This window comes from Burkholderia sp. Bp8991 (genome assembly GCF_003853795.1).
Classification (GTDB): domain Bacteria; phylum Pseudomonadota; class Gammaproteobacteria; order Burkholderiales; family Burkholderiaceae; genus Burkholderia.
In genome coordinates, this window is sequence record NZ_QTQJ01000003.1 from 337,645 (window position 1) to 363,157 (window position 25,513).

General features: G+C 67.3%; 21 protein-coding genes and 1 pseudogene. 15 read left to right on the top strand and 7 right to left on the bottom strand.

Annotated features, from left to right (window positions below; translation table 11 throughout):
• Positions 1-213: 213 nt before the first annotated feature.
• Positions 214-2,073: a dihydroxy-acid dehydratase gene (ilvD, locus tag DIE02_RS05250; RefSeq protein ID WP_124485024.1), complete on the top strand. Its 1,860-nt coding sequence runs from the start codon at positions 214-216 to the stop codon at positions 2,071-2,073.
• Between the two features lie 211 nt (positions 2,074-2,284).
• On the opposite strand, the gene DIE02_RS05255 is transcribed toward ilvD, so the two are convergent.
• Entirely contained in the window at positions 2,285-3,085 is an 801-nt protein-coding gene (locus DIE02_RS05255; RefSeq protein ID WP_124485025.1) for an SH3 domain-containing protein, read from the bottom strand.
• Between the two features lie 33 nt (positions 3,086-3,118).
• Complete coding sequence (locus tag DIE02_RS05260) at positions 3,119-3,553, bottom strand: hypothetical protein (RefSeq protein WP_124485026.1); 435 nt, start codon at positions 3,551-3,553, stop codon at positions 3,119-3,121.
• Between the two features lie 307 nt (positions 3,554-3,860).
• Between DIE02_RS05260 and DIE02_RS05265 the strand changes: the two genes are divergently transcribed.
• Positions 3,861-5,423, top strand: a complete 1,563-nt coding sequence (locus tag DIE02_RS05265; RefSeq protein ID WP_124485027.1) for a sigma-70 family RNA polymerase sigma factor — start codon at positions 3,861-3,863, stop codon at positions 5,421-5,423.
• A 189-nt stretch (positions 5,424-5,612) separates the two neighbouring features.
• Positions 5,613-6,491 carry a helix-hairpin-helix domain-containing protein gene (locus DIE02_RS05270; protein WP_124485028.1) on the top strand — a complete coding sequence of 293 codons (879 nt, stop codon included), beginning with the start codon at positions 5,613-5,615 and terminating at the stop codon, positions 6,489-6,491.
• Between the two features lie 74 nt (positions 6,492-6,565).
• Here DIE02_RS05270 and DIE02_RS05275 read toward each other — a convergent pair whose 3' ends face one another.
• Both DIE02_RS05275 and DIE02_RS05280 read right to left on the bottom strand, forming a co-directional pair.
• Positions 6,566-6,991 carry a helix-turn-helix domain-containing protein gene (locus tag DIE02_RS05275; RefSeq protein WP_044843992.1) on the bottom strand — a complete coding sequence of 142 codons (426 nt, stop codon included), beginning with the start codon at positions 6,989-6,991 and terminating at the stop codon, positions 6,566-6,568.
• A gap of 133 nt (positions 6,992-7,124) precedes the next feature.
• Entirely contained in the window at positions 7,125-7,565 is a 441-nt protein-coding gene (locus DIE02_RS05280; protein ID WP_124485029.1) for a MarR family winged helix-turn-helix transcriptional regulator, read from the bottom strand.
• Positions 7,566-7,699: 134 nt separating this feature from the next.
• On the opposite strand from DIE02_RS05280, the gene DIE02_RS05285 reads away from it, so the two are divergent.
• Positions 7,700-9,232 (top strand): DHA2 family efflux MFS transporter permease subunit, encoded by a 1,533-nt coding sequence (locus DIE02_RS05285; RefSeq protein WP_124485030.1) that lies wholly within the window; start codon positions 7,700-7,702, stop codon positions 9,230-9,232.
• A 39-nt stretch (positions 9,233-9,271) separates the two neighbouring features.
• Here DIE02_RS05285 and DIE02_RS05290 read toward each other — a convergent pair whose 3' ends face one another.
• Positions 9,272-10,786 carry an acetyl-CoA hydrolase/transferase family protein gene (locus tag DIE02_RS05290; protein ID WP_124485031.1) on the bottom strand — a complete coding sequence of 505 codons (1,515 nt, stop codon included), beginning with the start codon at positions 10,784-10,786 and terminating at the stop codon, positions 9,272-9,274.
• A gap of 642 nt (positions 10,787-11,428) precedes the next feature.
• Here DIE02_RS05290 and DIE02_RS05295 point away from each other — a divergent pair.
• From DIE02_RS05295 to DIE02_RS05330, 8 genes are all read left to right on the top strand, one after another.
• Complete coding sequence (locus DIE02_RS05295; protein ID WP_124485032.1) at positions 11,429-12,109, top strand: CDP-alcohol phosphatidyltransferase family protein; 681 nt, start codon at positions 11,429-11,431, stop codon at positions 12,107-12,109.
• Positions 12,106-12,915, top strand: a complete 810-nt coding sequence (locus DIE02_RS05300; protein ID WP_124485033.1) for a 2OG-Fe(II) oxygenase — start codon at positions 12,106-12,108, stop codon at positions 12,913-12,915. Before DIE02_RS05295 ends, DIE02_RS05300 begins: the two co-directional genes overlap by 4 nt.
• A complete protein-coding gene (locus DIE02_RS05305; protein WP_044843986.1) occupies positions 12,912-13,913 on the top strand; it encodes an HpnL family protein in 1,002 nt (333 codons plus the stop codon). Before DIE02_RS05300 ends, DIE02_RS05305 begins: the two co-directional genes overlap by 4 nt.
• A 36-nt stretch (positions 13,914-13,949) precedes the next feature.
• The gene (locus tag DIE02_RS05310; protein WP_124485034.1) at positions 13,950-14,717 is read left to right on the top strand and encodes an NTP transferase domain-containing protein; all 768 of its coding nucleotides are present in this window, start codon (positions 13,950-13,952) and stop codon (positions 14,715-14,717) included.
• On the top strand, positions 14,714-16,399 hold the full coding sequence (aepX, locus tag DIE02_RS05315; protein ID WP_124485035.1) for a phosphoenolpyruvate mutase: 1,686 nt from the start codon (positions 14,714-14,716) through the stop codon (positions 16,397-16,399). The genes DIE02_RS05310 and aepX overlap by 4 nt, the downstream gene beginning before the upstream one ends.
• Positions 16,396-17,577 (top strand): phosphonopyruvate decarboxylase, encoded by a 1,182-nt coding sequence (gene aepY / locus DIE02_RS05320; RefSeq protein WP_124485036.1) that lies wholly within the window; start codon positions 16,396-16,398, stop codon positions 17,575-17,577. The genes aepX and aepY overlap by 4 nt, the downstream gene beginning before the upstream one ends.
• Positions 17,577-18,641, top strand: coding sequence for a 2-aminoethylphosphonate aminotransferase (locus DIE02_RS05325; protein WP_124485037.1), 1,065 nt, complete (start codon positions 17,577-17,579; stop codon positions 18,639-18,641). Before aepY ends, DIE02_RS05325 begins: the two co-directional genes overlap by 1 nt.
• A 427-nt stretch (positions 18,642-19,068) precedes the next feature.
• Positions 19,069-21,582, top strand: a complete 2,514-nt coding sequence (locus tag DIE02_RS05330) for an EAL domain-containing protein (protein WP_124528839.1) — start codon at positions 19,069-19,071, stop codon at positions 21,580-21,582.
• 39 nt (positions 21,583-21,621) lie between these two features.
• Here DIE02_RS05330 and DIE02_RS05335 read toward each other — a convergent pair.
• Positions 21,622-21,819: pseudogene (locus tag DIE02_RS05335) on the bottom strand (ATP-dependent protease); the annotation flags it as partial.
• A gap of 73 nt (positions 21,820-21,892) precedes the next feature.
• The gene (locus DIE02_RS05340) at positions 21,893-22,984 is read right to left on the bottom strand and encodes an Acg family FMN-binding oxidoreductase (RefSeq protein ID WP_124485039.1); all 1,092 of its coding nucleotides are present in this window, start codon (positions 22,982-22,984) and stop codon (positions 21,893-21,895) included.
• Between the two features lie 518 nt (positions 22,985-23,502).
• Here DIE02_RS05340 and DIE02_RS05345 point away from each other — a divergent pair.
• From DIE02_RS05345 to DIE02_RS05355, 3 genes are all read left to right on the top strand, one after another.
• The gene (locus tag DIE02_RS05345) at positions 23,503-23,955 is read left to right on the top strand and encodes a pyridoxamine 5'-phosphate oxidase family protein (RefSeq protein WP_124485040.1); all 453 of its coding nucleotides are present in this window, start codon (positions 23,503-23,505) and stop codon (positions 23,953-23,955) included.
• A gap of 96 nt (positions 23,956-24,051) precedes the next feature.
• Positions 24,052-24,429, top strand: a complete 378-nt coding sequence (locus tag DIE02_RS05350) for a hypothetical protein (protein ID WP_124485041.1) — start codon at positions 24,052-24,054, stop codon at positions 24,427-24,429.
• Between the two features lie 244 nt (positions 24,430-24,673).
• Complete coding sequence (locus DIE02_RS05355; RefSeq protein ID WP_124485042.1) at positions 24,674-25,498, top strand: multidrug ABC transporter ATPase; 825 nt, start codon at positions 24,674-24,676, stop codon at positions 25,496-25,498.
• Positions 25,499-25,513 lie beyond the last annotated feature (15 nt).

Genomic DNA, 25,513 nt, shown 5'->3' on the forward strand with positions numbered 1-25,513 from the left:
CGCCCGGTTCGCCTTCACGCTCGGCACACCGAGGCGCTGTCCGGCGCACCACTCCACCCGCGCCCGCGCCCGCGGGCGCCGCGCGCCCGGCGGCTGTGGGATAATCGTCGAGTTTGCCCAGGGCGCAGCTCAAGAGGTTGTTCGCACGGGCGCGAGAGAGGCCTTTATTCCCGTGCCTCCACCCTTTTCCGCGATATTTCTTCAGCCATCACCATGCCCACATACCGTTCCAAAACCTCCACCGCCGGCCGCAACATGGCAGGTGCGCGCTCGCTGTGGCGCGCCACCGGCATGAAAGACGACGATTTCTCGAAGCCGATCATCGCGGTCGTCAACTCGTTCACGCAGTTCGTGCCCGGGCACGTGCACCTGAAGGATCTCGGCCAGCTCGTCGCGCGCGAGATCGAGGCCGCCGGCGGCGTCGCGAAGGAATTCAACACGATCGCGGTCGACGACGGCATCGCGATGGGCCATGACGGCATGCTCTACTCGCTGCCGAGCCGCGACATCATCGCCGACTCGGTCGAGTACATGGTGAACGCGCACTGCGCGGACGCGATGGTCTGTATCTCGAACTGCGACAAGATCACGCCAGGGATGCTGATGGCCGCGATGCGCCTGAACATCCCGGTGATCTTCGTGTCGGGCGGCCCGATGGAAGCCGGCAAGACGCGACTCGCGAACCCGGTCACCAAGGCCATCGAACTGAAGAAGCTCGACCTCGTCGACGCGATGGTGATCGCGGCCGACCAGTCGTATTCGGATGCCGACGTCGCCGAAGTCGAACGCTCGGCGTGCCCGACCTGCGGTTCGTGCTCGGGCATGTTCACCGCGAACTCGATGAACTGCCTGACCGAAGCGCTCGGCCTGTCGCTGCCCGGCAACGGCACGGTCGTCGCGACGCACGCCGATCGCGAGCAGCTGTTCAAGCGCGCCGGCCGCCGCATCGTCGAGCTGACCCGCCAGCACTACGAGCAGGACGACCTGCGCGTGCTGCCGCGCTCGGTCGGCTTCAAGGCGTTCGAGAACGCGATGACGCTCGACATCGCGATGGGCGGTTCGACCAACACGATCCTGCACCTGCTGGCGATCGCGCAGGAAGCCGGCATCGACTTCACGATGAAGGACATCGATCGCCTGTCGCGCAGCGTGCCGCAGCTGTGCAAGGTCGCACCGAACACGAACAAGTACCACATCGAGGACGTGCACCGCGCCGGCGGCATCATGGCGATCCTCGGCGAGCTCGACCGCGCCGGCAAGCTGCACACCGACGTGCCGACCGTGCACGCGCCGACGCTGAAGGACGCGCTCGACCAGTGGGACATCGTCCGCACCGAAGACGAAGCGGTCCGCACGTTCTACCTGGCCGGCCCGGCCGGGATCCCGACGCAGGTCGCGTTCAGCCAGGACACGCGCTGGCCGAGCCTCGACCTCGACCGCGCCGAAGGCTGCATCCGCTCGTACGAGCATGCGTTCTCGAAGGAAGGCGGCCTCGCCGTGCTGACCGGCAACATCGCGCTCGACGGCTGCGTGGTGAAGACGGCCGGCGTCGATGAAAGCATCCTCGTGTTCGAGGGCTCGGCCCACGTGACCGAGTCGCAGGACGAAGCGGTCGAGAACATCCTGAACGACAAGGTCAAGGCCGGCGACGTCGTGATCGTCCGCTACGAAGGCCCGAAGGGCGGCCCCGGCATGCAGGAAATGCTGTACCCGACGAGCTACATCAAGTCGAAGGGCCTCGGCAAGGCATGCGCGCTGCTGACCGACGGCCGCTTCTCGGGCGGCACGTCGGGCCTGTCGATCGGTCACTGCTCGCCGGAAGCGGCGGCGGGCGGCGCGATCGGCCTCGTGCGCGACGGCGACAAGATCCGCATCGACATCCCGAACCGCACGATCGACGTGCTCGTTTCGGACGAGGAGCTCGCACGGCGCCGCGAGGAGCAGAACGCGAAGGGCTGGAAACCGGCGCAACCGCGCCCGCGCAAGGTGTCCGCCGCGCTGAAGGCCTATGCGAAGCTGGTGATGTCGGCCGACAAGGGCGCCGTGCGCGACCTGTCGCTGCTCGACGACTGACGCGCGGCGGCGGGCCCCACGACGGGCCCGCCCGCCTCGATCGGGAGCCGCTCTCCGGAGCGGCATCGGACTGCTGACGAACCCCACGTTTTTCGGAGCGTGGGGTTTCGTTTTTCCAGGAACAGGCTTGCAGGGGCGCGATGAGCGAGCCGACCGATCCGTTTTTCGTCCGGCGCAGGCCAAGGGCCGCGCCCCCGCTGCCGTCGGCCGGTCAACGGCGAAACTCGTCGCTGCTGCCTCCACCCCCGCCACCGCCGTGGTTCCCGCCGCCGTTTCCGCCGCCCTGCGGCCGTGCGCCGCCGTAACCTCCACCACCCTGATGCGTCGGCGGCACCATCATCCGGGCCGCGCCACCGCTCGGTGCGGGCGGTGACGATTGCGGCGGTGGCGCCGGCTGACGGGCAGCCGCGCCAGGCATCTGCGCGGGCGCGGGCGCGGCCTGCGGCGCCGGCGCGCGGTTCGGGCCGTTCCAGCCGCCGCGCGTGGCCGACGGCCGTGCATCATGCCGCTCGGACGGCTCGCCGCCCGGCGCGCGCTGAACCGGCCCGCCCGGCTGCGGGCGCCCGTAGGCCGGCGGCATCCCGCCGGGGCCGATGCGCGGCTCGGCACGATGCTCCCAGCGGTCGCGATCGTGAAACCACGGCCGGTGGCGGTAGTAGCGATCCCAGTACGCGCCGATCGCGAACCCGGTCACCGGCACGCCGATGATCGCGCCGTATTCGAGCAACGGCACGTAATTGCCCTGATACGGATAGTCGAGCTGCTCCGCGTCGATCCAGCCGCGCACGCCCGGCAGCGCGACGTCGCACCATGAGTAATCGCTCAGGCAGCCGAACACGTCCAGCGCGGTGCCGGGCGGGACCTGCGCGACGACCGGATAATCGGGCGCCGGCCCCGCATAGATTTCGGCCCCGGAATTCGTATAGGCGCTGCTTTGCGCGTCGGCGAGGCCCGGTATCGCGGCGAGACCGAACAGGACGACGCACAGACTTCGGATGATCGTGTTGCTCATGTTGCTCTCCCGCGCGGTGCCGCCGCGCGTCGGTCAATGTCGATGGCCCCCGCCCCAATGCCCGCCTCCCCAGTGGCCGCCGCCCCAGGGACGGCGCCAGTACCCGCCGCGGTAGCCGCCGCCCCAATGCCCCCAGAAGCCGAGGCCGATCGTGACGGGCGGCCCGTACCAGCCCGGGTAATACGCGGGATAGTAGGCCGGGTAAGGCACATAGACCGGCGCGGCATATACCGGAGCCGGCGCGTCGGCGTAATCGTCCGCCGGCGGCGGCACGGCCGGCACCGCGGGTGTCGACGGGGCAACCGGCCCGGCATTTGCCGGCCCTGCCGGGAGTTCGCGCTGCGAAACCGTGGCAGGCACGGGTGCGTAATACGGCGCATAGCCGTACGGGCTCGTGTAATAACAACCGCTCAGCGCGAGCATGGCCAGCGCCATGACGGCAGGCCTCGCGGCGGAAATCGGGTTCATTTCATGCTCCGCAGGAATCCGCGCGTCGCTGCGTGGCGCGCGCCTGACTCTAGCTTACGTCCCCCGCATATTTCTGCGGGTTCGATCCGTTACTTTTTGTTTCCACGGTCGAATCCAGGTCGCAACCGGGCGGGCATGCCGCATGCTCGCGCGTCAGCCGCGCCGACGTTGAAGTTGACGCAAATGCCCTCAACTTGAATATCGAGTCAGGCTGGCCGGCGCGGACGGGCGTTCGCGGCCTCCGGGAGCCTGAAACCCGCGGACTTCGGCCCGCCCAGACAGGAACGCGGCTCACGCCGCCATCGACATGACTACGCCACGCCCCACGCTTCGGGCGGACACGCCCCTCGATCCGATCATCCAGCTGCTGGCGCTTGCCGGCGAACAGGGTTATCTGACGCACGCCGACCTCGTCGACGCGCTGCCGCCGGAAAGCGACAGCCCCGACGCGCTGGACGTCGTGCGCGCCGCGCTGGCAGACATCGGCATCGCCGTGCTCGACGAGCCGGCCGCGCCGGTGCCGTTCGCGGGCGCGGCGCCGGTCGACGTCGATCGCGACGCGCTCGACGAGGGCCGTGCGCTGCTCGGCGATCTGGCCCGCGGCACGAGCGCATCGACCGATCCGCTCGCGCTCTACATGCGGCGCATCCATGCGGTGCCCCTGCTCAAGCGCGAGGACGAAATCGTGCTGGCCCGCGAAATCGAAACGGGCCGCCATCAGATCCTGCACGCGCTCGCCGGCTGTCCGGCGGCCGTCGAGGCGCTGCTCGCGCGCCACGGCGCGACGAGCGCCACCGGCGCGGCCGTCAACGAAGGCGATGAAGTCCGCGACGGCGACGGCAACGCACCGGTGCCTGCACGCTACGACACGCTGCAGGACGCGGTGACGGCCGTGCGCCGCGCATTGCACGCACAGGGTTGCCGCTCGGCCGAATACCGCGACGCGCGCAACCGCCTGGCCGCGCTGCTCGGTTCGCTCGCGTGGGTGGCACCGGCCGTCGACGACGCAAGCCGCGTCGTGCGCGCACTGGCCGCCGCGCCGGTCGACGCCGCGACGGACGCCGCCGCGGGCACCGACGCCGCGTGCTTCGACACGGTCGCGCGGCGTGCGCTCGGCGCCGCGCTGAGCGACGGCCAGCAGAAGGTGCGCGACGGTACGCGCGCGATGCTCGAGGCGAACCTGCGGCTCGTGCTGTCGATCGCGCGCAAGTACATGAACCGCGGCGTCGACCTGCCCGACCTCGTGCAGGACGGCTGCCTCGGCCTGATGCGCGCGATCGAGAAGTTCGAATACCGGCGCGGCTTCAAGTTCTCGACCTACGCGACCTGGTGGATCCGGCAGGCGGTCGCGCGCGCGGTGGCCGATCGCGCGCGCACGATCCGCGTACCGGTGCACGTCGGCGACCAGTACCAGCGCGTGCATCGGCACGCACTGCGCTTCCGCCAGCGCACCGGCCGGCGCGCGACGCCGGCCGAACTCGCGGCCGAAACCGGGCTCGCCGAGGACAAGCTGCGCGCGGTGCTCGCGCTCCCTGCCGAGCCGGTGTCGCTCGACACGCCGCTGCCCGACGCGGACGCCGGCCTCGTCGACCTGATCGAGGACCAGGCATCGGCGAGCCCGTTCGAGCAGCTGGCCGACACGCGGATGCGCGAATGCGTGACGTCGCTGCTGCGCTCGGTCACGCCGGCCGAGGCCGACGTGCTGCGCCGCCGGTTCGGCCTCGGCGGCGCCGAGCCCGACACCTACGATGCGATCGCGCAGGACGCGGGCATGTCGCGCGAACGCGTGCGGCAGATCGAGAAGCGCGCGCTCGCCGCGCTGCGCACGGCCGCGGAGGCGGAAGGCGCGCAGACGTTCCTCGAAGCGTGACGCATCGCACGTTCGTGCCGCGACCCGGCACGAACGTGCGCGGCCCGCTTCCGCCTGTGCAACGTTTGCTATTGATGCACATCAAGTTTTGTTCGTCGCCGGCCCTGACAATGTGTTGAAATAAAAAAAAATGCGACCGGCGCGTTATCCGCCGTGTCCATTCCGTTTGCACATCCCCGGGCTCCGCACATGCAAACGACCATCGGCCAGACACACGAGGAAAACCGGCAAATCGCGGCCTGCCTGCGCGAAGCCGCGCAGTTGCTTGCCGAACAGGGGGCGAATCCTTATCGGGTTGCCGCCTACCGCGCGTCGGCCGACACGATCGCCTCGCTCGAAGACGGCATCCGCACCCGCTTCGACGCGGGCGGCGTCGATTCGCTCGCCGCACTGCCGGAGATCGGCACGGGCGTCGCCCAGGCGATCGCCGAACTGCTGGTGACCGGACGCTGGCGCCTGCTCGACCGGCTGCGCGGCGACGCGGAGCGCGCGTCCGCATTCGAAGCCGTGCCGGGCATCGGCCACGCGCTCGCGCTGCGGATTCACGACCAGTTGCACATCGATACGCTCGAGGATCTCGAACGCGCGGCCCGCAGCGGCCAGCTCGAAGCGATCGCGGGCGTCGGCCCGCGTCGCGCGTCCGGCATCCGCGCTGCGCTCGACGACGTGCTGACCCGGCGCCGGCGCTGGCAAGGCCACGCGCGCAACGCCGATCTCGGCACGGAGCCGCCGGTCGAGCTGCTGCTGTATATCGACCGCCTGTACCGCAACAAGGCCGCCGCCGGCATCCTGCCCACGCTCGTGTCGCGTCGGCTGAACGCGGACCTGAGCGTTCAGCCGCCCGTGATGCACATGACGAAAGGCGGCTGGCATTTCACCGCGCTGTGCCCGTATCCCGTTCGCCCGCAGGAGTCCACCCGCACCGCCGACTGGGTCGCGCTCTACTTCTACGACGCGCTGCAATGCGAGTACCAGAGGACGGTCGTCACCGAAACGCTCGGCTCGCTCGTCGGCAAGCGCATCGTGCGCGGACGCGAGATGGAGTGTCGTGTGTATTACGCGGGATGATCCGCTCGGGGGCGCCGGCCGCCCCCGCCGCCCGCCCGCGCGCGCCGTTCCGGCAAACCGGACCGCTTGACCGCTTACGTGCCGTCCGTCTTCGTGCGGCGCACCGGATGACGATGCGCGGCGATGCGCAGCAGCTTGCGGAACGACGGACACTCGAGATGACTCGGCGCCGGGCACACGGCCGCATGTCGCAACGCATCGCGCACCGCGCCGAGACGGCGGATCGTGCGGTCGAGCTCGTCGGCCTTGTCGTCGAGTTTCGCGCGATCGAGCGCGAGCCGGCCGTCCGCGCCGAACATCGCGACGATGTCGTCCAGCGAAAAACCGGCCTCGCGGCCGAGCGCGATCAGCGCCAGGCGCTCCAGCACCGATTCGTCATACTGGCGCCGCAGCCCGTGACGGCCGGTCGGCACGATCAATCCCTTTTCCTCGTAGTAGCGCAGCGTCGACGCGGGCAATCCCGAGCGGCGCGCGACATCGGCGATGTCCAGACGGCTCATGCTTGATCTCAAGTGAACTTGAGGTTGCAAGATAGCGGCCCGACTCCTCCGACACAAGCCCGGACCGCCCCGCCGTTGCCGCAGCCGCCCCGCCGTTGCCGGCCGATTCAACTGCGCCGCGCCCGCGCCCGCGTCATTCGCCGCCGCTGTCGATCAGGTTGTGACGCACGCGCCCGAGCAGGCGCACGAGCGTGTCGCGCTCGTCGCGCGTGAAGCCGCGCAGCCCGTCGTCGGTGACGGTGTCGCCCACTTCCAGCATCTGCGGAAAGATCTCGCGCGACTTGTCGGTCAGCCGGATCACGAACGCGCGGCGATCGTCGTCGTTCGCGATGCGTTCGATCCACCCGCAGCTTTCCATCCGGTCGAGCAGCCGCGTCAACGAGATCGGCGTGATCTCGAGCCATTCCGCGAGCCGCGCCTGATTCATCTCGCCCTTCCATGTCAGGTACGCGAGCACGCGGCTTTGCGCGCGCGTCAGCCCGATGCGCTTCGCGCGCCGGTCGAACAGGCGTCCTTGCAGGCGGGCCACGTCGGAAATCAGGTAACCGATCCGGTTCTCGTAGGTCTTGTCCATGCGGCGATTATAGGGGCAGGCCGCGAATGACCCGCGGCCCCGACCAAGCGATGAGCACAAACATAATAAGCATGCTTATAATTCGAGCCGTACCGGATCGCCGCCCACGGCGACCGCCCCACGGAGACACCCGCTTGAATCCCGCCGCCGACGCCCCCGCCTCGCCGCCCGCCCTCAATCGGCCGATGCTGACCCTGTCGATCATGCTCGCGACGCTGATCCAGACGCTCGACAGCACGATCGCGAACGTCGCGCTGCCGCACATGCAGGGCACGCTGTCCGCGTCGCAGGACGAAATCACCTGGGTACTGACTTCCTACATCGTCGCCGCGGCGATCGCGACGCCGCTGACCGGCTGGCTGTCCGACCGGCTCAGCATGAAACGGCTGCTGACGATCTCGATCGCGGGTTTCACGATCGCGTCCGCGCTGTGCGGGCTGTCCGAGTCGCTCGTGCAGATCGTCGGCGCGCGGCTGCTGCAGGGCGTATTCGGCGCCGCGCTGGTGCCGCTGTCGCAGTCGATCCTGCTCGACATCAACCCGCGCGAGAAACAGGGCCAGGCGATGGCGATCTGGGGGATGGGCGTGATGGTCGGCCCGATCCTCGGCCCGACGCTCGGCGGCTGGCTCACCGACAGCTACAACTGGCGCTGGGTGTTCTTCATCAACGTGCCGATCGGCGCGTTCGCACTGGCCGGCGTGCTGACCTTCCTGCCCGCGCGCGCACCGCGCCCGCACGTGAAATTCGACGCGTTCGGCTTCGCGACGCTCGCGCTCGCGATCGGCGCGTTCCAGGCGATGCTCGACCGCGGCGAACAGCTCGACTGGTTCGGTTCGTACGAGATCCGCATCGAGGCGCTCGTCGCGGCGCTGAGCTTCGCGTTCTTCCTCGTGCATACGGCGACCGTCGGCAAGGCCTCGTTCTTCAAGTCGGAATTGCTGCGCGACCCGAACTTCGCGACCGGCACGCTGTTCATCTTCGTCGTCGGCGCGGTGCTGTACGCAACGCGCGCGCTGCTGCCGCCGATGCTGCAGAACCTGATGGGCTATCCCGTCGCGACGACGGGGCTCGTCACCGCGCCGAGCGGCGCGGGCACGATGATCGCGATGCTGTTCGTCGGACGATTGCTGAAATACGTGGACGCGCGGGCGCTGCTGCTCGCCGGGCTGGCGATTTCCGCGCTCGCGCTGTGGCAGATGATGCAGTACACGATCGTGCTGTCCGAGGCGGACATCGTGTGGCCCGGGGTGGTCCAGGGCTTCGGCCTGGGGCTCGTGTTCGTGCCGCTGAGCGCGCTGTCGTTCTCGACGCTGCAGCCCGAGCTGCGCGCGGACGGCACGGCCACCTACAGCCTGATGCGCAACATCGGCAGCAGTATCGGCATCTCGATCGTCCAGACGCTGATGACGCGCAACACGCAGGTCGCGCATGCCGACCTCGCGACCCACATCACGCCGTTCGACCCGGCCGTGCAGGCGATGGCCGGCAGCCACGTCGACATCGCGCTGCTCGACCGCACGATCAACCAGCAGGCCGCGATGATCGCCTACCTGAACGACTTCAAGCTGATGTTCGTCGCGACGCTGCTGATGATCCCGCTGTTGCTGCTGATCCGCCCGCCGCAGAAAACGGCGAGCGTCGACGTCGCGCACGCGGCGATGGATTGACTCAGTGCGGCGGGCACCTGCCCGCCGCGGGCCGCGACGTCAGGCCTTCATCGTCCCGGTGCGCACGTAGCGCTCGTGCCACGACAGCGCCTCGGCGAGCAGGTGCGGCGTGTGCTTGCCGAAGCTCTCGCGCGACGCGCGCTCGAAGTAGTCCTCGAGCATCGGCCGGTAGTCGGGATGCGCGCAGGTCGCGATGATCTTGCGCGCGCGCTGCTTCGGCGACAAGCCGCGCAGGTCGGCGAGCCCCTGCTCGGTGACGACCACCGCGACGTCGTGCTCCGTATGGTCGACGTGGCTCGCCATCGGCACGATCCGCGAGATCGCGCCGCCCTTCGCGGTACTCGCCGACATGAAGCACGACAGGTAGCCGTTGCGCGCGAAGTCGCCCGAGCCGCCGATGCCGTTCTGGATCTTCGTGCCCATCACGTGCGTCGAGTTCACGTTGCCGTAGATGTCGGCCTCGATCATCCCGTTCATCGCGATGCAGCCGAGGCGGCGCACGAGTTCCGGATGGTTGCTGATCTCCTGCGGGCGCAGCAGGATCTTTTCGCGGAACGTCGCGATCTCGTCCGCGAAGCGCTGCACCGCGGCCGGGCTCAGCGACAACGCCGTGGCCGACGCGAAGCTCAACGTGCCGTCGTCGAGCAGGTCGAGCATGCCGTCCTGGATCACTTCGGTGTACGCGGTCAGGTTCGAGAAGCCGGCGGAGCTGAGTTCCGCGAGCACCGCGTTCGTGATGTTGCCGACGCCCGACTGCAGCGGCAGCAGGTTTTCCGGCAGGCGGCCGCGCTTCACTTCGTGGCGCAGGAAGTCGATCAGTTGCAGCGCGATCTGCTTCGACGTGGCGTCCGGCGCGGAGAACGCGTTGCTGCGGTCCGGCGCGTCGGTCTCGACGATCGCGACGATCTTCTCGGCCGGGCAGCGCAGGTACGGCTCGCCGATCCGGTCGTCGCTTTTCGTCAGCGGAATCGGCTTGCGGTGCGGCGGCAGCGCGGTGCCGTAATAGACGTCGTGCATCCCGTCGAGGCCGAGCGGCTGACGCGCGTTGACTTCGAGGATCACGTGCTTCGCCTGCTCGAGCCACGTCTTGTTGTTGCCGATCGACGCGGACGGAATCAGCAACCCGTCCTCGCGGATACCCGCGACTTCGACGATCGCGACGTCGAGCTCGCCGTACAGCCCGAACCATGCGTATTGCGCGACGTGGCTCAGGTGGACGTCCTGGTAGTCGACTTCGCCGGCGTTGATCTTGTCGCGCAGCGTCGGGTCGGACTGGTACGGCAGGCGCATCGAGATGCCGTTGGTGCGGGCGAGCGCGCCGTCGAGTTCCGGCGCGGTCGATGCGCCGGTCAGCACGTTGATCCGGAAGTCCTCGCCGCGCGCGTGGGCCGCGTCGATGTGGGCGGCGAGCGCGGCGGGCACGGCCTTCGGATAGCCGGAACCGGTGAAGCCGCTCATGGCGACGGTCATGCCGGGGCGGATCAGCGCGGCGGCTTCGTCGGCGGTGCGGACGAGCGAACGCAGGGCGGGAGCGAGGATGCGTGAAGAAGACATGGCTGTATATCTGACGCTTTTGGTCTGTCGTTGACGTCGCGGGGGGTGTCTCCTGGGCGACGCGAAGCCCTTGGGGCCGCGAGGGGCGGCCCGGCACCACGGGCACGGTCGGAGTATCGCAGAGGCCATCGCCGCGAAATGTCCGTTGAATGCAAAAGATACTTGCCGAATGCGCCGGGTATCGAACGGCCGTTCTGTGACAGGGCGCGGCCGCGCATCGAATCCGCTCGAAAGGTACGCGAAAGCGGACCGCCAGTTTGCCGCGCCCGGATTGCAAGCTGCTGAACGGCAATCGATCGATATCTTTCCGGATTGATCGCGTAAACGCAGGGAATCCGCACGCGACGGCCGATCGGCGATCGCCGCGGCCGATTGTCGCCCGACGCGGCTTTTGCGGGCCTGATGCACATCAACGCGGCGACGCGCGCGGAGCGCCGCCGCGCCCGCGCGCAAGGCCCGTCCGCCCTTGACAGCCGCGCGACGCGAACCACACTGAAGCTGGTAAGGCCCGCCTGTGCGAACGCCGTTTCGCACATCCGGTTCGCAACCGGGCGATGTCCGGAATACGCGGTAACACTCCCGTATGTCAGGACATTGATCGAATAAAAAGCAACAAATTACAATTCCGTATATATTTCGCCGATGGACCAAAGAAAAACCGCCACACGTTCCGAACCGCCCCTGCCACGCACCTGGGATGCGCGGCTCGCGCGCTCGCTCGTACGCCCGCTGATCGACACGCCCGTCACCCCGAATCACCTCACTACCCTTCGTCTGCTGATCGGCCTCGCCGGTGCCTGGTGCCTCGCGCAAGGCGGCTTCGGCTGGATCAACGCGGGGGCATTCCTGATCGTGCTGTCGAACTTCGTCGACCACACCGACGGCGAACTCGCGCGCATCAGCGGCAAGTCCAGCAAGATCGGTCACTTTTACGACCTCGCGGCCGACGCGCTCGTGACGGTCGCGCTGTTCGTCAGCATGGGCCTCGGCATCGTCGCCCAGGGCGGCCAGATGGCCGCGTCGCCGGTGCTGCTCGGCGCGGTGGCCGGGGCGGCCGTCGCGCTGATCTTCTTCCTGCGCATGCGGATCGAATCGATCGCCGGCAAGGCCGGCACCAAGCAGGCGTTCGCCGGCGGCTTCGAGACGGAAGACGTGCTCTACCTGCTGCCGATCGTGACGCTCGTCGACGGCGTCCAGCCGTTCCTGCTCGCGGCATCGATCGGCGCCCCGCTGTTCGCCGCGTGGGTCGTGATCGACTGGTGGCGCATCGTCCGCCGCGGCAATCTCCCGCAGAACCCTACCGAAATCCAGGTTTCCAAATGACTCCTAGCACGCGCGACGACTCCGTGCTGAGCCCGGCACGCCCCGCGCCTGCGCGCGCGGCAGCGGCCGATCCCGATCGCACCGTGGCCGACTGCGTCGGCCGTCTCGACCTCGACCGCCTGCGCGGCGACTACACGCGCCAGGGCTCGTTCCTGTACCTCGACGCATTCCTGCCGGCCGACGCGCACGCGAAGCTCGCGGCCGCCGCCCGCGCGATGCAGGCCGGCCTGAACCGCAATTACCTGCCCGGCCACAAGCAGGGCGGCAGCGTGAGCCGGCACACGATCGACGAGCAGGCGCCGTACATCGCGGAGCTGTACCGCTCGAAGGCGCTGATCGGCTTCCTCGAGAAGGTCACCGGCGACAAGCTGATGCTGTCGCCGGACGACGATCCGCATGCGTATGCGCTGTATTACTACACGAAGCCGGGCGACCACATCGGCTGGCACTACGACACGTCGTATTACGACGGCCGCCGCTACACGCTGCTGATCGGCGTGATCGACGAGTCGTCGTGCCGGCTCGACTACGAGCTGCATACGCGCAATCCCGACGTGCCCGACGAACCGGGCTCCGTGCAGATCGCCGACGGCGGCATCGTGCTGTTCGACGGCGACAAGCTGCGCCATCGCGTCACGCCGCTCGGCCAGAACGAGACGCGCGTGTCGCTCACGTTCGAATACGTGACCAACCCCGGCATGCGGCCGTGGAAGCGCTTCATCTCGAACATGAAGGACGCGATCGCATATTTCGGTTTCCGCCAGGTGTTCAAGCAGCTGGCTACGCGCCGGTCGAGCGGGTCATGACACGCGCCGGCCTGATCCTGCTGTCCCTCGGAACGGCACTGTTCGTCGCCCTGCTCGCGTGGCAGGGCGTCGGCGCGGTCGCGTCGACGTTCCTCGCGGCCGGCTGGGGCCTCGCGCTCGTCGCGGCATTCCACGTCGTCCCGCTCGTGATCGACGCGCTGGCGATCTCGGTGATGTTCCGCCGCGGCCAGCCGGGCGCCGAGCTCGGCAACGCGCTGCGCGCGCGCTGGGTCGGCGAATCGGTGAACAGCCTGCTGCCCGCCGGGCAGATCGGCGGCCCGGTGCTGATGGTGCGCCACCTCGCGCAGCGCGGCACGCGGATGGCCGACGCGGCCGCCGCGGTCACCGTCAGCACGACGATGCAGGCGCTCGCGCAGATGGCGTTCGCGCTGATCGGCATCGCCACGTTCAGCGTGTATGCGACGCACGAGTCGGTCGCTCACCTGCGCACGCCGGCGCTGATCGCCACCGGCGTGCTCGGCGCGCTGGCCGTCGCGTTCTACGCGGCGCAGCGGCGCGGGCTGTTCGGCCGCGGGTTGCGTCTCGCGTCGAAGCTGCTCGGCCCGCGCGACTGGTCGTCGCTCGCGACCCGCGCGGACGCGATCGACGACGCGGTCGGCGCGCTTTACCGCGATCGCGCGAAGGTCGCGAAGACCTTCGCATTGAGCCTCGCCGGCTGGATCGTCGGCACCGCCGAAGTGTGGCTCGCGCTGCACTTCCTCGGGCACCCGGTCAGCTGGCTCGACGCGCTGCTGCTCGAGAGCGTCGGCCAGGCGATTCGCGGTGCGGCGTTCGCGATCCCGGGCTCGCTCGGTGCACAGGAAGGCGGTTACCTGCTGCTCGCCCCGCTGGTCGGCCTGCCGCCCGACGCGGCGCTCGCGCTGTCGCTCGCGAAGCGCGCGCGCGAACTCGCGCTCGGCCTGCCCGGCCTGCTCTATCTGCATTTCAGTGAAAGAAACTGGCAGCGGCGCCGTGCGCCGCAGCCCATCGCCGACTGATCGTTCAGATCCGCCGGCTTTTTGGTTGGAGAACCCATGCGAGCCATCATTCTTGCGGCAGGCCTCGGCTTGCGCCTGCAACAACCGCCCGAGGCGCAATTCCCGAAGTGCCTGCTGCGCTTCGACGACGTGTCGCTGCTCGAGCGCCATCTGCGTGTGCTCGACGCCGCGGGCGTCGATGAAATCGTGCTCGGGCTCGGCTTTCAGCACGAGAAGGTCGAGCAGGAACTGAAGCGCCTCGGCCGCACCGCCGAGATCGTGATCAACGAGCGCTACGACCTCGGCAGCGTGCTGACCGTGCACACCGTCGCCGACGCGATGACGCGCGGCGGCGACGTGCTGCTGATGGACGCCGACGTGCTGTACGACGAGAACATCCTGCACGCGCTGGTCGCCGATGCCGACAAGTCGGTCGACCGCCTGCTGATCGATCGCGACTTCGAGGCCGGCGACGAGCCCGTCAAGCTGTGCCTGAAGAACAGCGTGCCGGTCGAGCTGCGCAAGCAGCTCGCGGTCGACCTCGACTACGACACGATCGGCGAGTCGGTCGGCTTCTTCCGCTTCACCGAAGGCACCGCGCGCCGCCTCGCGAAAATCGTCGCGGGCTACGTCGACAGCGGCCGCGCGAACATGCCGCACGAGGAAGCCGTGCGCGACCTGCTGCTCGAAGGCGGCCACGCGTTCGACGTCGCCGACGTCACGGGTTCGCCGTGGATCGAGATCGACTTCCCGAACGACGTCGCACGCGCGACGCAAGAAATTCTCCCCCTGATTCAACGCACGACCGCCGGAGCCGCACGATGAACGCACGCGAACCCAACTTCTCCGAATCGCGCAGCGCACGCCTGCGCCGCATGCTCGTCAGCAGCGAACTCGAATTCCTGATGGAAGCGCACAACGGCCTGTCCGCGCGCATCGTCCGCGAAGCGGGCTTCAAGGGGATCTGGGCATCGGGCCTCGCGATCTCCGCGCAGTTCGGCGTGCGCGACAACAACGAGGCAAGCTGGACGCAGGTCGTCGACGTGCTCGAATTCATGGCCGACGCGAGCGACCTGCCGATCCTGCTCGACGGCGACACCGGCTACGGCAACTTCAACAACGTGCGCCGCCTCGTGAAGAAGCTCGAGCAGCGCGGCATCGCCGGCGTCTGTATCGAGGACAAGCAGTTCCCGAAGACCAACAGCTTCATCGGCGGCGAGCGCCAGCCGCTCGCGGAAATCGACGAGTTCTGCGGCAAGATCAAGGCCGGCAAGGATTCGCAGACCGATCCCGACTTCTCGATCGTCGCGCGTGTCGAAGCGCTGATCGCAGGCTGGGGGATGGACGAGGCGCTGCGTCGCGCGAACGCGTACGCGGAAGCCGGCGCCGACGCAATCCTGATCCACAGCAAGCTGTCGCGCCCGGACGAGATCCTGCAGTTCGCGCGCGAATGGAGCGGCAAGGCGCCGCTCGTGATCGTACCGACCAAGTACTACAGCACGCCGACCGACGTGTTCCGCCAGGCCGGCATCAGCACCGTGATCTGGGCGAACCACCTGATCCGCGCGTCGGCATCCGCGATGCAGGCGACCGCGCGCGAGATCCACGAGAGCGAAACGCTGATCAACGTCGAGGACCGCGTCGCATCGGTCAACGAGATCTTCCGCCTGCAGGACGCCGACGAGTACTCGGCCGCCGAGCGCATCTACCTGTCGTCGTCGTCGCGCGCGTCGAACGCCGCAATCGTGCTCGCCGCGAGCCGCGGCAAGGGCCTCGAAGCCGTCACCGAAGACAAGCCGAAGGTCATGCTGCCGGTCGCCGGCAAGCCGTTGCTGCGCTGGCTCGTCGACGGCTTCAAGACGCACGGCGTGAACGACATCACCGTGGTCGGCGGCTATCGCGCCGACGCGATCGACACGTCGGGCATCAAGCTCGTGGTCAACGAACGCCATGCGCAGACGGGCGAACTCGCGTCGCTCGCATGTGCGGCCGAACGCCTGACCGGCGACACCGTGATCTCGTACGGCGACCTGCTGTTCCGCAGCTACATCGTGCGCGACCTCGCGGAGAGCGAGGCCGAGTTCAGCGTCGTCGTCGATTCGTCGCACACGGAAACCCACCAGAGCGTGCGCGACTTCGCGCTGTGCTCGGCGGCGGACGACCGCGGCCTGTTCGGCCAGAAGACGTATCTGCAACGTGTGTCGAGCGACGTCGCCGCCGGCACGCCGCACGGCCGCTGGATCGGTCTCCTGAACGTGCGCGGCGCGGGCGTCGACCGCCTGAAGGCGATGCTCGCGACGCTGCAGGCACGCCCCGATTTCGACACGCTCGACATCCCGTCGCTGCTCAACGAGCTGATCGCCGCCGGCGAGAAGATCGAAGTGCAGTACGTGCACGGCCACTGGCGCGGCGTCAACGATCTGGAAGACTTCCGCCGCGCGGGCGACTTCGCGCACGGCCAGACGCCGCTGTCCGAGCCGGGCGCCGGCAACGGGAGCGCGCAATGATCGAAGCGGCCCAGTTCGTCGAGGCCGCGCGCGAACGCGGTTTCGACTGGTACGCGGGCGTGCCCTGCTCGTACCTGACGCCGTTCATCAACTACGTGCTGCAGGACCCGACGCTGCACTACGTGTCGGCCGCGAACGAAGGCGACGCGGTCGCGCTGATCGCCGGCGCCACGCTCGGCGGCAAGCGCGGGATCGCGATGATGCAGAACTCGGGGCTCGGCAACGCGGTGAGCCCGCTCACGTCGCTGACCTGGACGTTTCGGCTGCCGCAGCTGCTGATCGTCACGTGGCGCGGCCAGCCGGGTGTCGCCGACGAGCCGCAGCACGCGCTGATGGGCCCGATCACGCCGGCGATGCTCGACACGATGGAAATCCCGTGGGAGACGTTCCCGACCGACCCCGAACAGGTCGGCCCGGCGCTCGACCGCGCGATCGCGCACATGGACGCGACGGGCCGCCCGTACGCGCTCGTGATGCAGAAAGGCAGCGTCGCGCCGTATGAGCTGAAGGCGAACCCGGCGGCAGCGCCGCGCGCGCATGTCGCCGCGCAAGCGTCGTCGCGTGCCGCGTCGGCCGACGCGTGGCCGACCCGCCACGACGCGCTGCAGCGCGTGATCGCGCACACGCCGGTCGATTCGACCGTCGTGCTCGCGTCGACCGGCTTCTGCGGCCGCGAGCTCTATGCGATCGACGACCGCCCGAACCAGCTTTACATGGTCGGCTCGATGGGCTGCGTGACGCCGCTCGCGCTGGGTCTCGCGCTCGCGCGCCCCGACCTGCGCGTGGTGGCCGTCGACGGCGACGGCGCCGCGCTGATGCGCATGGGCGTGTTCGCGACGCTCGGCACCTACGGCCCGGCCAACCTCACGCACGTGCTGCTCGACAACGGCGCGCACGAATCGACGGGCGGCCAGGCGACCGTGTCGCAGCATGTGTCGTTCGCGGGTGTCGCGGCCGCATGCGGCTATGCGTCGGCGGTCGAAGGCGACACGCTCGACGTGCTCGATGCAACGCTCGCCGCGCGGGCCGACGGTGCGCAGTTCGTGCGCGTGGCGATCCGCACGGGCGTGCCCGACGGCCTGCCCCGCCCGACCGTCACGCCGGTCGAGGTCAAGACCCGCCTGATGCGGCATATCGGCGCCGCACAGGCTGAAGCCCACGCCGAAGGAGCTCATTGATGCTGCTGCTGAATCCCGGCCCGGTCACGCTCACCGAACGCGTGCGCCGCAGCCTGCTGCAACCCGACCTGTGCCATCGCGAAAGCGAATTCTTCGATCTGCAGGATGAAGCGCGTGCGCGCCTCGTCGCCGCGTACGAGCTCGATCCGGCCGAATGGGCCGCCGTGCTGATGACCGGCTCGGGCACCGCCGCCGTCGAGAGCATGATCGCGGCGCTCGTGCCGCAGGACGGCAAGCTGCTCGTGATCGAGAACGGCGTGTACGGCGAGCGCATCACGCAGATCGCGACGCAGTACGGAATCGCGCACGAGGTGCTGAAGCACGAATGGATGCAGGCGCCCGATCTCGCGCAGATCGCCGCGCGTCTCGACGCGGGCGGTTATTCGCACGTCGCGGTGATTCATCACGAAACGACGACCGGCCGGCTGAACGACCTCGGCGCGATCGCCGACGTGTGCCGTGCGCGTGGCGTGAAGATGCTCGTCGACGGCGTCAGCAGCTTCGGCGCCGAAGCGATCGACTTCGCCGGCGGCGTGATCGACGCGGTCGCCGCGACCGCGAACAAGTGCCTGCACGGCGTGCCGGGCGCCGCGTTCGTGATCGTGCGCCGCAGCGCGCTCGCGAAGGCGGCGAGCCGCACGTATTACCTTGATCTCGGCCGGCTCGCGAAGCTGCAGGATCAGCGCAATACGCCGTTCACGCCGTCCGTGCACGCGTACTACGCGCTCGTCGAGGCGCTGCGCGAGTTCGATGAGGCCGGCGGCTGGCGTGCGCGGCATGCGCACTACAAGGCGCTCGCCGATCAGGCGCAGGCCGGGCTCGCGGCGCGCGGGATGTCGCTCGTGCTGCCGGAAGGCGCGTCGTCGGTCGTGCTGCGTGCGTACCGGCTGCCGCAAGGCGTCACGTACGAGACGCTGCACGACGGGCTGAAGGCGCGTGGCTTCGTGATTTATGCGGGGCAAGGCGGGTTGTCGAAGGAACTGTTCCGGATCTCGACGATGGGCGCGATTCAAGCGGCTGATGTCGAGCGGTTGCTGGAGGGGTTTGCCGCGTTGACGCAATGAACGTTGCTCACCCCTTCATCCGTAAGAGGCCCGCAAGGGCCTTTTTTGTTGTTCGGGAAGTAGCGTGAGCATCGACGTGTCACCCCTGCCCGCAGCCGTTCGACTTGCCGCCACGCAGCCCCGATGCCGTCATGGCACTCAACTCTTGTCCGAACCTGTCGTTAACGCAGGATGGCCGCTCTTGAGAAGGCGATGCTCCGGCGTTTGGGTGCGCTGGACATCGGATCGTCGAATGTGGTGCCGGGGGTCACGGCACCGCGCTCGCCGCCACGATGCCTCGAGCGACGGGGCAATACCCCGCTTGCGAATTCGATGAGTACGCAACCATTCGAGGCGAGCGGAATCAGGTCTTGCCGGCCGCCGCAGACGAGCCCGCAGGTTGCCGGATCACCATGCGCCGGCAAGGTTTTTTCGTGTTGGTTAGAAAATGTATCCGAACAGCTACGATGTTCCGATCGCGCGCCTGATCGCGCGTCAGATTCTTTCTTGCGCACCCGCCACGCCGGTGCGGGAGGTCGCGCGACGCATGTTCGCCGAGCACTGCAGCTCGATCGTCGTGATGCAGGATGACCAGGTCGTCGGGATCTGGACCGAGCATGATGCACTGTCGGCCAGCGACAATCCGCGCGGGCTCGATCGGCCGGTCAGCGAGGCGATGAGCCATCCGGTGCTGACGCTCGAGGCCGATACGCCGCTGGGTGAAGCTGCGATGAAGTTCACGCAGTCGGGCGTGCGGCACTTCGTGGTGGTCCGGGATGGCGCCGCGATCGGTGTGCTGACGCAGACCGACGTCGTCGTGAACCAGGGGCCGGAATTTTTCCTCCACCTGAAGCCGATCGAATCGATCTCCGTCCATCCGCCCGTCGTAGTGCCCGAGCATGCCGCGCTGCACGCAGTCATCGCGCAGATGCGCGCGCAACGGCTCGATGCGATCCTCGTCGGCTACGACGACGGCGAGCACGGCATCCTGACCGAACGGGACGTCGTCCGGCTCCTGGCGGACGGCGGAACCCAAGGCGCGGTCGGCGCCTTCGCCAGCAAGCCGCTGCAGATGCTGTCCGCCCGGCAGAGTCTGTATGCCGCGCAGCGCTTCATGACCGAGCACAATATGCGACACGTCGGCATCCAGGACGAGGACGGCAGGCTCACCGGGCTGCTCTGTTTCGCGGACGTGCTGCAGAGCATCGAGCACGAATACGCGAACGAGCTGCGCAGCGCCCTGCGCGAGCGCGACGAAGCACTGGGTCTCGCCCGCTTCAACCTGCGCATGGCGGATCGGGTGTTCGAATCGGCGCTCGAAGGCATCATGGTGACCGACCGGCACGCGAAGATCGAGCGCGTCAACCGGGCCTTCACGCGCCTGACCGGGTACACCGAGGACGAAGTGATCGGGCGCAACCCAAGCATGCTGAGTTCAGGGCGCCAGACGCCCGAGTTCTACAAGCAGCTGTGGCATTCGCTAACGACCGATGGCCACTGGCAAGGCGAAATCTGGAATCGCCGCAAGACCGGCGAGCTGTTTCTCGAATATCTGACGATCACCAGCATTCGCGACAACGCAGGCGGGATCTCCAACTACGCGGCGATCTTTTCCGACATCACGCAGCGGCGCCAGGCGGAAGAGCGGCTGGGCTATCTCGCCACGCACGACGTGCTAACCAATCTCGCGAACCGGGCGCTGTTCGAGGAGCGGCTCGCGCACGCGATCGTCCAGGCGAAGCGGCTCGGTCGCAAGGTCGCGGTGATGTACCTCGATCTCGACCGCTTCAAGCTGGTCAACGATACGCTCGGCCACAACGCCGGCGACGAGGTGTTGAAGATCGTCGCGGGACGCATCGTCGCGGAAGTGCTCGCGAACGACACGGTGGCACGCATGGGCGGTGACGAATTCGCGCTCGTGCTGGAGGAGTTCGACGACGTCCGCGACGTCGGGCGTATTGCGCGCACGCTGCTCGACGAAGTGGCGCGGCCCATCGATATCGGTGGCCACGAGATCTTCGTGACACCGAGCATCGGCATCAGCATCTATCCTGACGACGGGATCGAGGCGGAGCACTTGATCCTGCTTGCGGACCAGGCGATGTACGGCGCGAAGAGTCGCGGCAGGAACGTGTTCCAGTTCTTCGAGAGCAAGATGACGTCGTCGGCGATCGAGCAGCTGGATATGCTCGGCGAATTGCACCGCGCGCTCGAGCAGAATGAATTCCGCCTGTTCTACCAGCCGCAATACGATCTGACCAGCGGCCGGATCGTCGGCGTGGAGGCGTTGCTGCGCTGGTTGCATCCACGCAGGGGGCTCGTACCGCCGGGCGACTTCATCGGGCTCGCGGAGCGGTCCGCGCTGATCGTCCCGATCGGCCGATGGGTGCTCCATGAAGCCTGCCGCCAGGCGTGCCGATGGCTCGACGCGGGCTTCGAGTTCGGGCGTGTGGCGGTGAACGTGTCGGCACGGCAATGCCTTACCGACCATTTCCTCAGCGACTTGACGACCATCCTCAGCGAAACCGCGTTGCCGACCGAATGCTTACAGCTCGAGTTGCTCGAAAGCATGGCGATGAACACCCGCGAGGAAATCGGCATCCTGCTGCGCGAACTGGCGATCCGGGGGATCAGCCTGGCGATCGACGATTTCGGTACGGGATATTCGTCGCTGGTGTATCTGAAGGATCTGCCCGTCGATACGCTGAAGATCGATCGGTCGTTCCTCACGGACTGCGGTTCGGGCAGCACGGACGATGCGATCGTGCGCGCGATCGTTGCAATGGGCCGCGCGCTCGGGCTCGATGTCGTGATGGAGGGCGTAGAGACGGAAAAACAACTGGCCTTCCTGCAGGAGATCGGTTGCCATCAGGGGCAAGGTTTCCTGTTCGCGCGGCCACAGCCTGCCGACCAGTTCGTCGGGATCTTGTCGCGCCACAGCGCGAAATTGCTGGTGGAGTGAGCCTTTCCGGCAGCGGGCACATGCGACTGCAAGCAATGATCAGAGATCTCCACGCACTTCGCCGGTTCCCAACCCGCTGCGCTGCCGGTTGACTTCCGCCCACAGCTCATCGCTGTCGTCATTGCGCAGCACGACCTTCCAGTCCGGTTGATTGTCGGTCACGTCGAAGTATTCCAGGATTTCCCGGCGAACCGCGTCGACGAACTGCGCGTATTCCGCTTTGGCCCGTGCAAAGGCCCCATGATTGGATTGAACAGCGGCAATTGGCCGACGCTCGCCTGACGTCAACAGCGCGTCAATACCGGCGGCGTCAAGCCAGCGCAGTCTCCACGGGACGGCGGGGCGAGAATGGCAGGGTCGGTCCATAGCCGAAGCGCATGACGATATCAGGCCGTCGCCGGCTGGTATCGCCGACGATGCCTGCCAGATGCGGACGAAGGCGAGCGACCTCGACGGGCTGATTGACGAAGGCGACCTTGATCCCGAGGTTTGTCGCTGTCAGCGCGAAGCGCTGACAGGCCTGGCCGACCCTGATCCAATGCATCTTGTCTTCCCGATCGCCAACAAACACGGCAATGCCTGCCGACGAATCGATTTGGCGGGCATATTTGTCGTTCTCGGTTCGGGTGTCAAAGAACCGTTCGAACGCGAAGCGTCCAAGGGAGCTCGGCAGCACTGGATTCCCGCTTGCAGCGGAGAACAGGCCATCGCCCGACGACATGGCGCTGCGTGGGTTGAACCGGATCCATCGCTTCAGTTCGCTCATGAAAGCCGAATCCGCCATTTGAATGTCGTTGGCGGCTACCACCAGATCTCTGACCTTGTCGATCCCCATTCGGTCGGTGATGAGGGTCAAGTGAACGCCGGGCGTGGCAGCCGTCCGCTCGAGGAACGCGAGATCGGCGGCAGGAACGGCACGCCCGTCATATTCCGCGCGCGTCGATTGTCGTTTGGCAATTGCGGCAAAAAGCGAACTCGCCCTTATCGATCCGCGTACGAATGCATAACGTGCGCCGTCTCCGCCGGAAGCCATCTGAACCTCTCCTGGCCAGCCCGTTGCTGCAGCCGAGATGGCGAGGTTTTCCGCCGCGCATCCAAGGCTCACAAACAGATGATGGTCGTCCGGGTCGACAGCGGGTGTGCGGCGCGAGAGGTCCGGCAGAATGTCGATGAACCCGTCGCCGACATGAAACCGCCAAGGCTGCGTGTTGTGGCTGTTGGCGGCAAGTGCCGCATAGCGGATGAGGCCGCCAAGGCTCGGCGGCATTGTCAGAGCCGCACGCAGGCGCTTTGCATAGGCCTGATAGTCGGCCATCGATCCCACGGACGACATCCAGGCAGTCGCGCCGCCTGCCAGCATCAAGGCGCCGCCGGCGCCGACGAAGAAAGTTCGCCTGTCCATGCTCAATTCCCGTAAGTTGTCGCGGCTGCCGTGCCAGAGTGCGGCGCGCATGCAGTGATTTGACGCGCAATGTTGCTCACGTGCAGCGGCAATGGAAAATTCGCAACGCCCCTTTGGACTGCGATTCCGAGCCCCCGGCGCAGCCCCAAATCCTCCACAGCGAGACTTGCTGAAAACCGCCACCGCGACACGCGACTCGGCACGCATCCAGACGCAAAGGCAATTCCCTTCGTCGCTTGGATTCTCAACACCCGTATCTCCGCAGCGGGCCGTTTTCGGCGCGCGTTGTCGACTATCTAGCCTGTCACGTCAACCTGTGTCAGGCAAATGCCGGCTCCGTTGATCTGAGTCAATTGCGGTCGGCGTGAATCGCGGCCTGCGCGGCAGGTCGTGCAGGCGGGCCGCTCACGCTTGCGCGCCGTGCGTCTCGAAGTCGGTCATCTTCGGTATTTGATTTGCATCAAGCGCCGGATGACCCGGTGGGACAGGATAGGATTTCACGAACTGGAAGGTGATCCATGGACGAGCAGATCAAGGAAAAGATCCTGTCATTGCTGGATCAGCACCGAATCATGACGATCGCCACGCTAAGGCCGGACGGCTGGCCGCAGGCGACCACCGTCGGATACGTGAGCCAGGCACTGACGCTTTACTTCCTTTGCGGCCTGGAAAGCCAGAAGGCGGCCAATCTGGCCCGCGACGACCGGGTATCGCTCACGATCGACCACGACACATCGGATCTGATGGCGATTACCGGTTTGTCGATGGCGGCACGTGCACAACTGGTAACTGATCGTGCCGAAGCAGAGAAGGTCTTGCACATGCTTCCACTGAAGTATCCGGACATGCACGCGCTGCCAATGCCGATGCCGTCTCCTGACGAGGTCCGGATATTTCGCGTGATTCCGATAGTCATTTCGGTGCTCGATTATTCACAAGGCTTCGGGCACACCGATCTTTGCATTTGCTGATCTCCTTCCATATCAAAAACACAAGACGCCGTGACGCGGTGCTCACATCGTAGCCCCCGATGGGCAACCTGCGCGGAAGCGGGCTGCCTTTATGCATTGATCGTTTTTGCGATCGGCTTCGCCTTCGGGGCGATGCGCGTCCTGCTGCTTGTGCGGCTGCTGGGAGAGACGGCAGCCGTATCGCTCGAAGCGCCGTTCATGCTGGCCGCGAGTTGGTACGTGTCGCACTGGAGCGCGAAAAAACACGACCTCCTGACGGATACCAACGAGGCGTTGCTGATGGGCGCGATCGCCCTGGCCATATTGACGATTGCGGAGTTGTGCACCAACGGACTCCTGTTTGGAAGGACCGTGCTCGAGTACTTTGCCGGCTTTTGGTCTGTACCCGGCGCGATCGGCCTCGCAAGCCAACTTTGCTTTGCGATCTTTCCGTTTCTGCAGGCGCGCGGTAATCGAATGGGCGCGAGCAGGTGAGCGCAATTGCAGGCGGCCAGGATCGCAACGCCGAAGCGCCCCCTCGGCAAAACCGTGTGACCTGCGATCGGATCCGCTGAACTGCCGTGCTCACGAAGGCTGGTCAGCCAGGAATATATGCAGTTGACGCGTACATGTCGGTGCCCGGAGTCGATGCGATACTCGGCGGTTCGCGGTGATCTCCGTGCGAATGGCCGCTTCCGGCCGTTCAGTATCGTCCACAGCCAAGAAACCATTCGCCCTCATGCCCCCGAGAATCCTCCATTTCGCCTCGCTTCTGGCGCTCGCCGCCTGCCCCGTGGTTCAGGCTGCCGACGGCCAGCCTTGCGACGACACAACCGTCACGGCCGTCGCCCGCTGGGCCGGCATCGCGAGCGCACGCATCGCGACGCGTGACGCGGACCGGCTCGTCATCGCATCGGCATGCAAGGCGATGCCGAACGCGCCGCAGACGACGATCGCGGCCGTCGCGTTCGACACGCTGCCGCAAAGCAAGAACCCCGACGAAAGCCGCAAGCTGCAGGTCGTCGCGCTGGTCGAGGGCGGCAAGGTCGTCGCGGCCGAAGAGTCGACCGTCGAGGAAGACGCAACCACCGAAGTCGGCCCGAACAGCTATCGCATCGACACCGCGCCGTACCGTCTGTCGCCCGACGTGCGCGCGTTCGGCGTCGTGTTCGTCAGCAGCGCGCGCGGGCCGAGCTGTCCCGACGCGAACGCCGGCGAGGAGCTGACGCTGTGGGTGCGCGACGGCAATCGCATCCGGCCGGTGTTCGGCACCAATCTGTATGGCTGGATCAGCGTCGAAGGCGAGGCTTGCGGCGCCGGTGCCGGCGACGCGCGCAGCGAAGACGCGAAGACGACGATCGCCGTCGAGAAGACGATGAGCCACGGCTTTGCGGACCTGTCGATCACCGCGCACATCACGCAGACGAAACGCGAAGACGGCACCTACTCGGATACGGGCAAGCGAACCGCGCGCACGGTCGTCCGATACGACGGCAAGTCGTACGGAATCGATATGTTCCGGACGTTCTGGTATTCGCCGACGGCGGTCAAGCGCTTCAAGTGACGCGGCGGCGGGCCG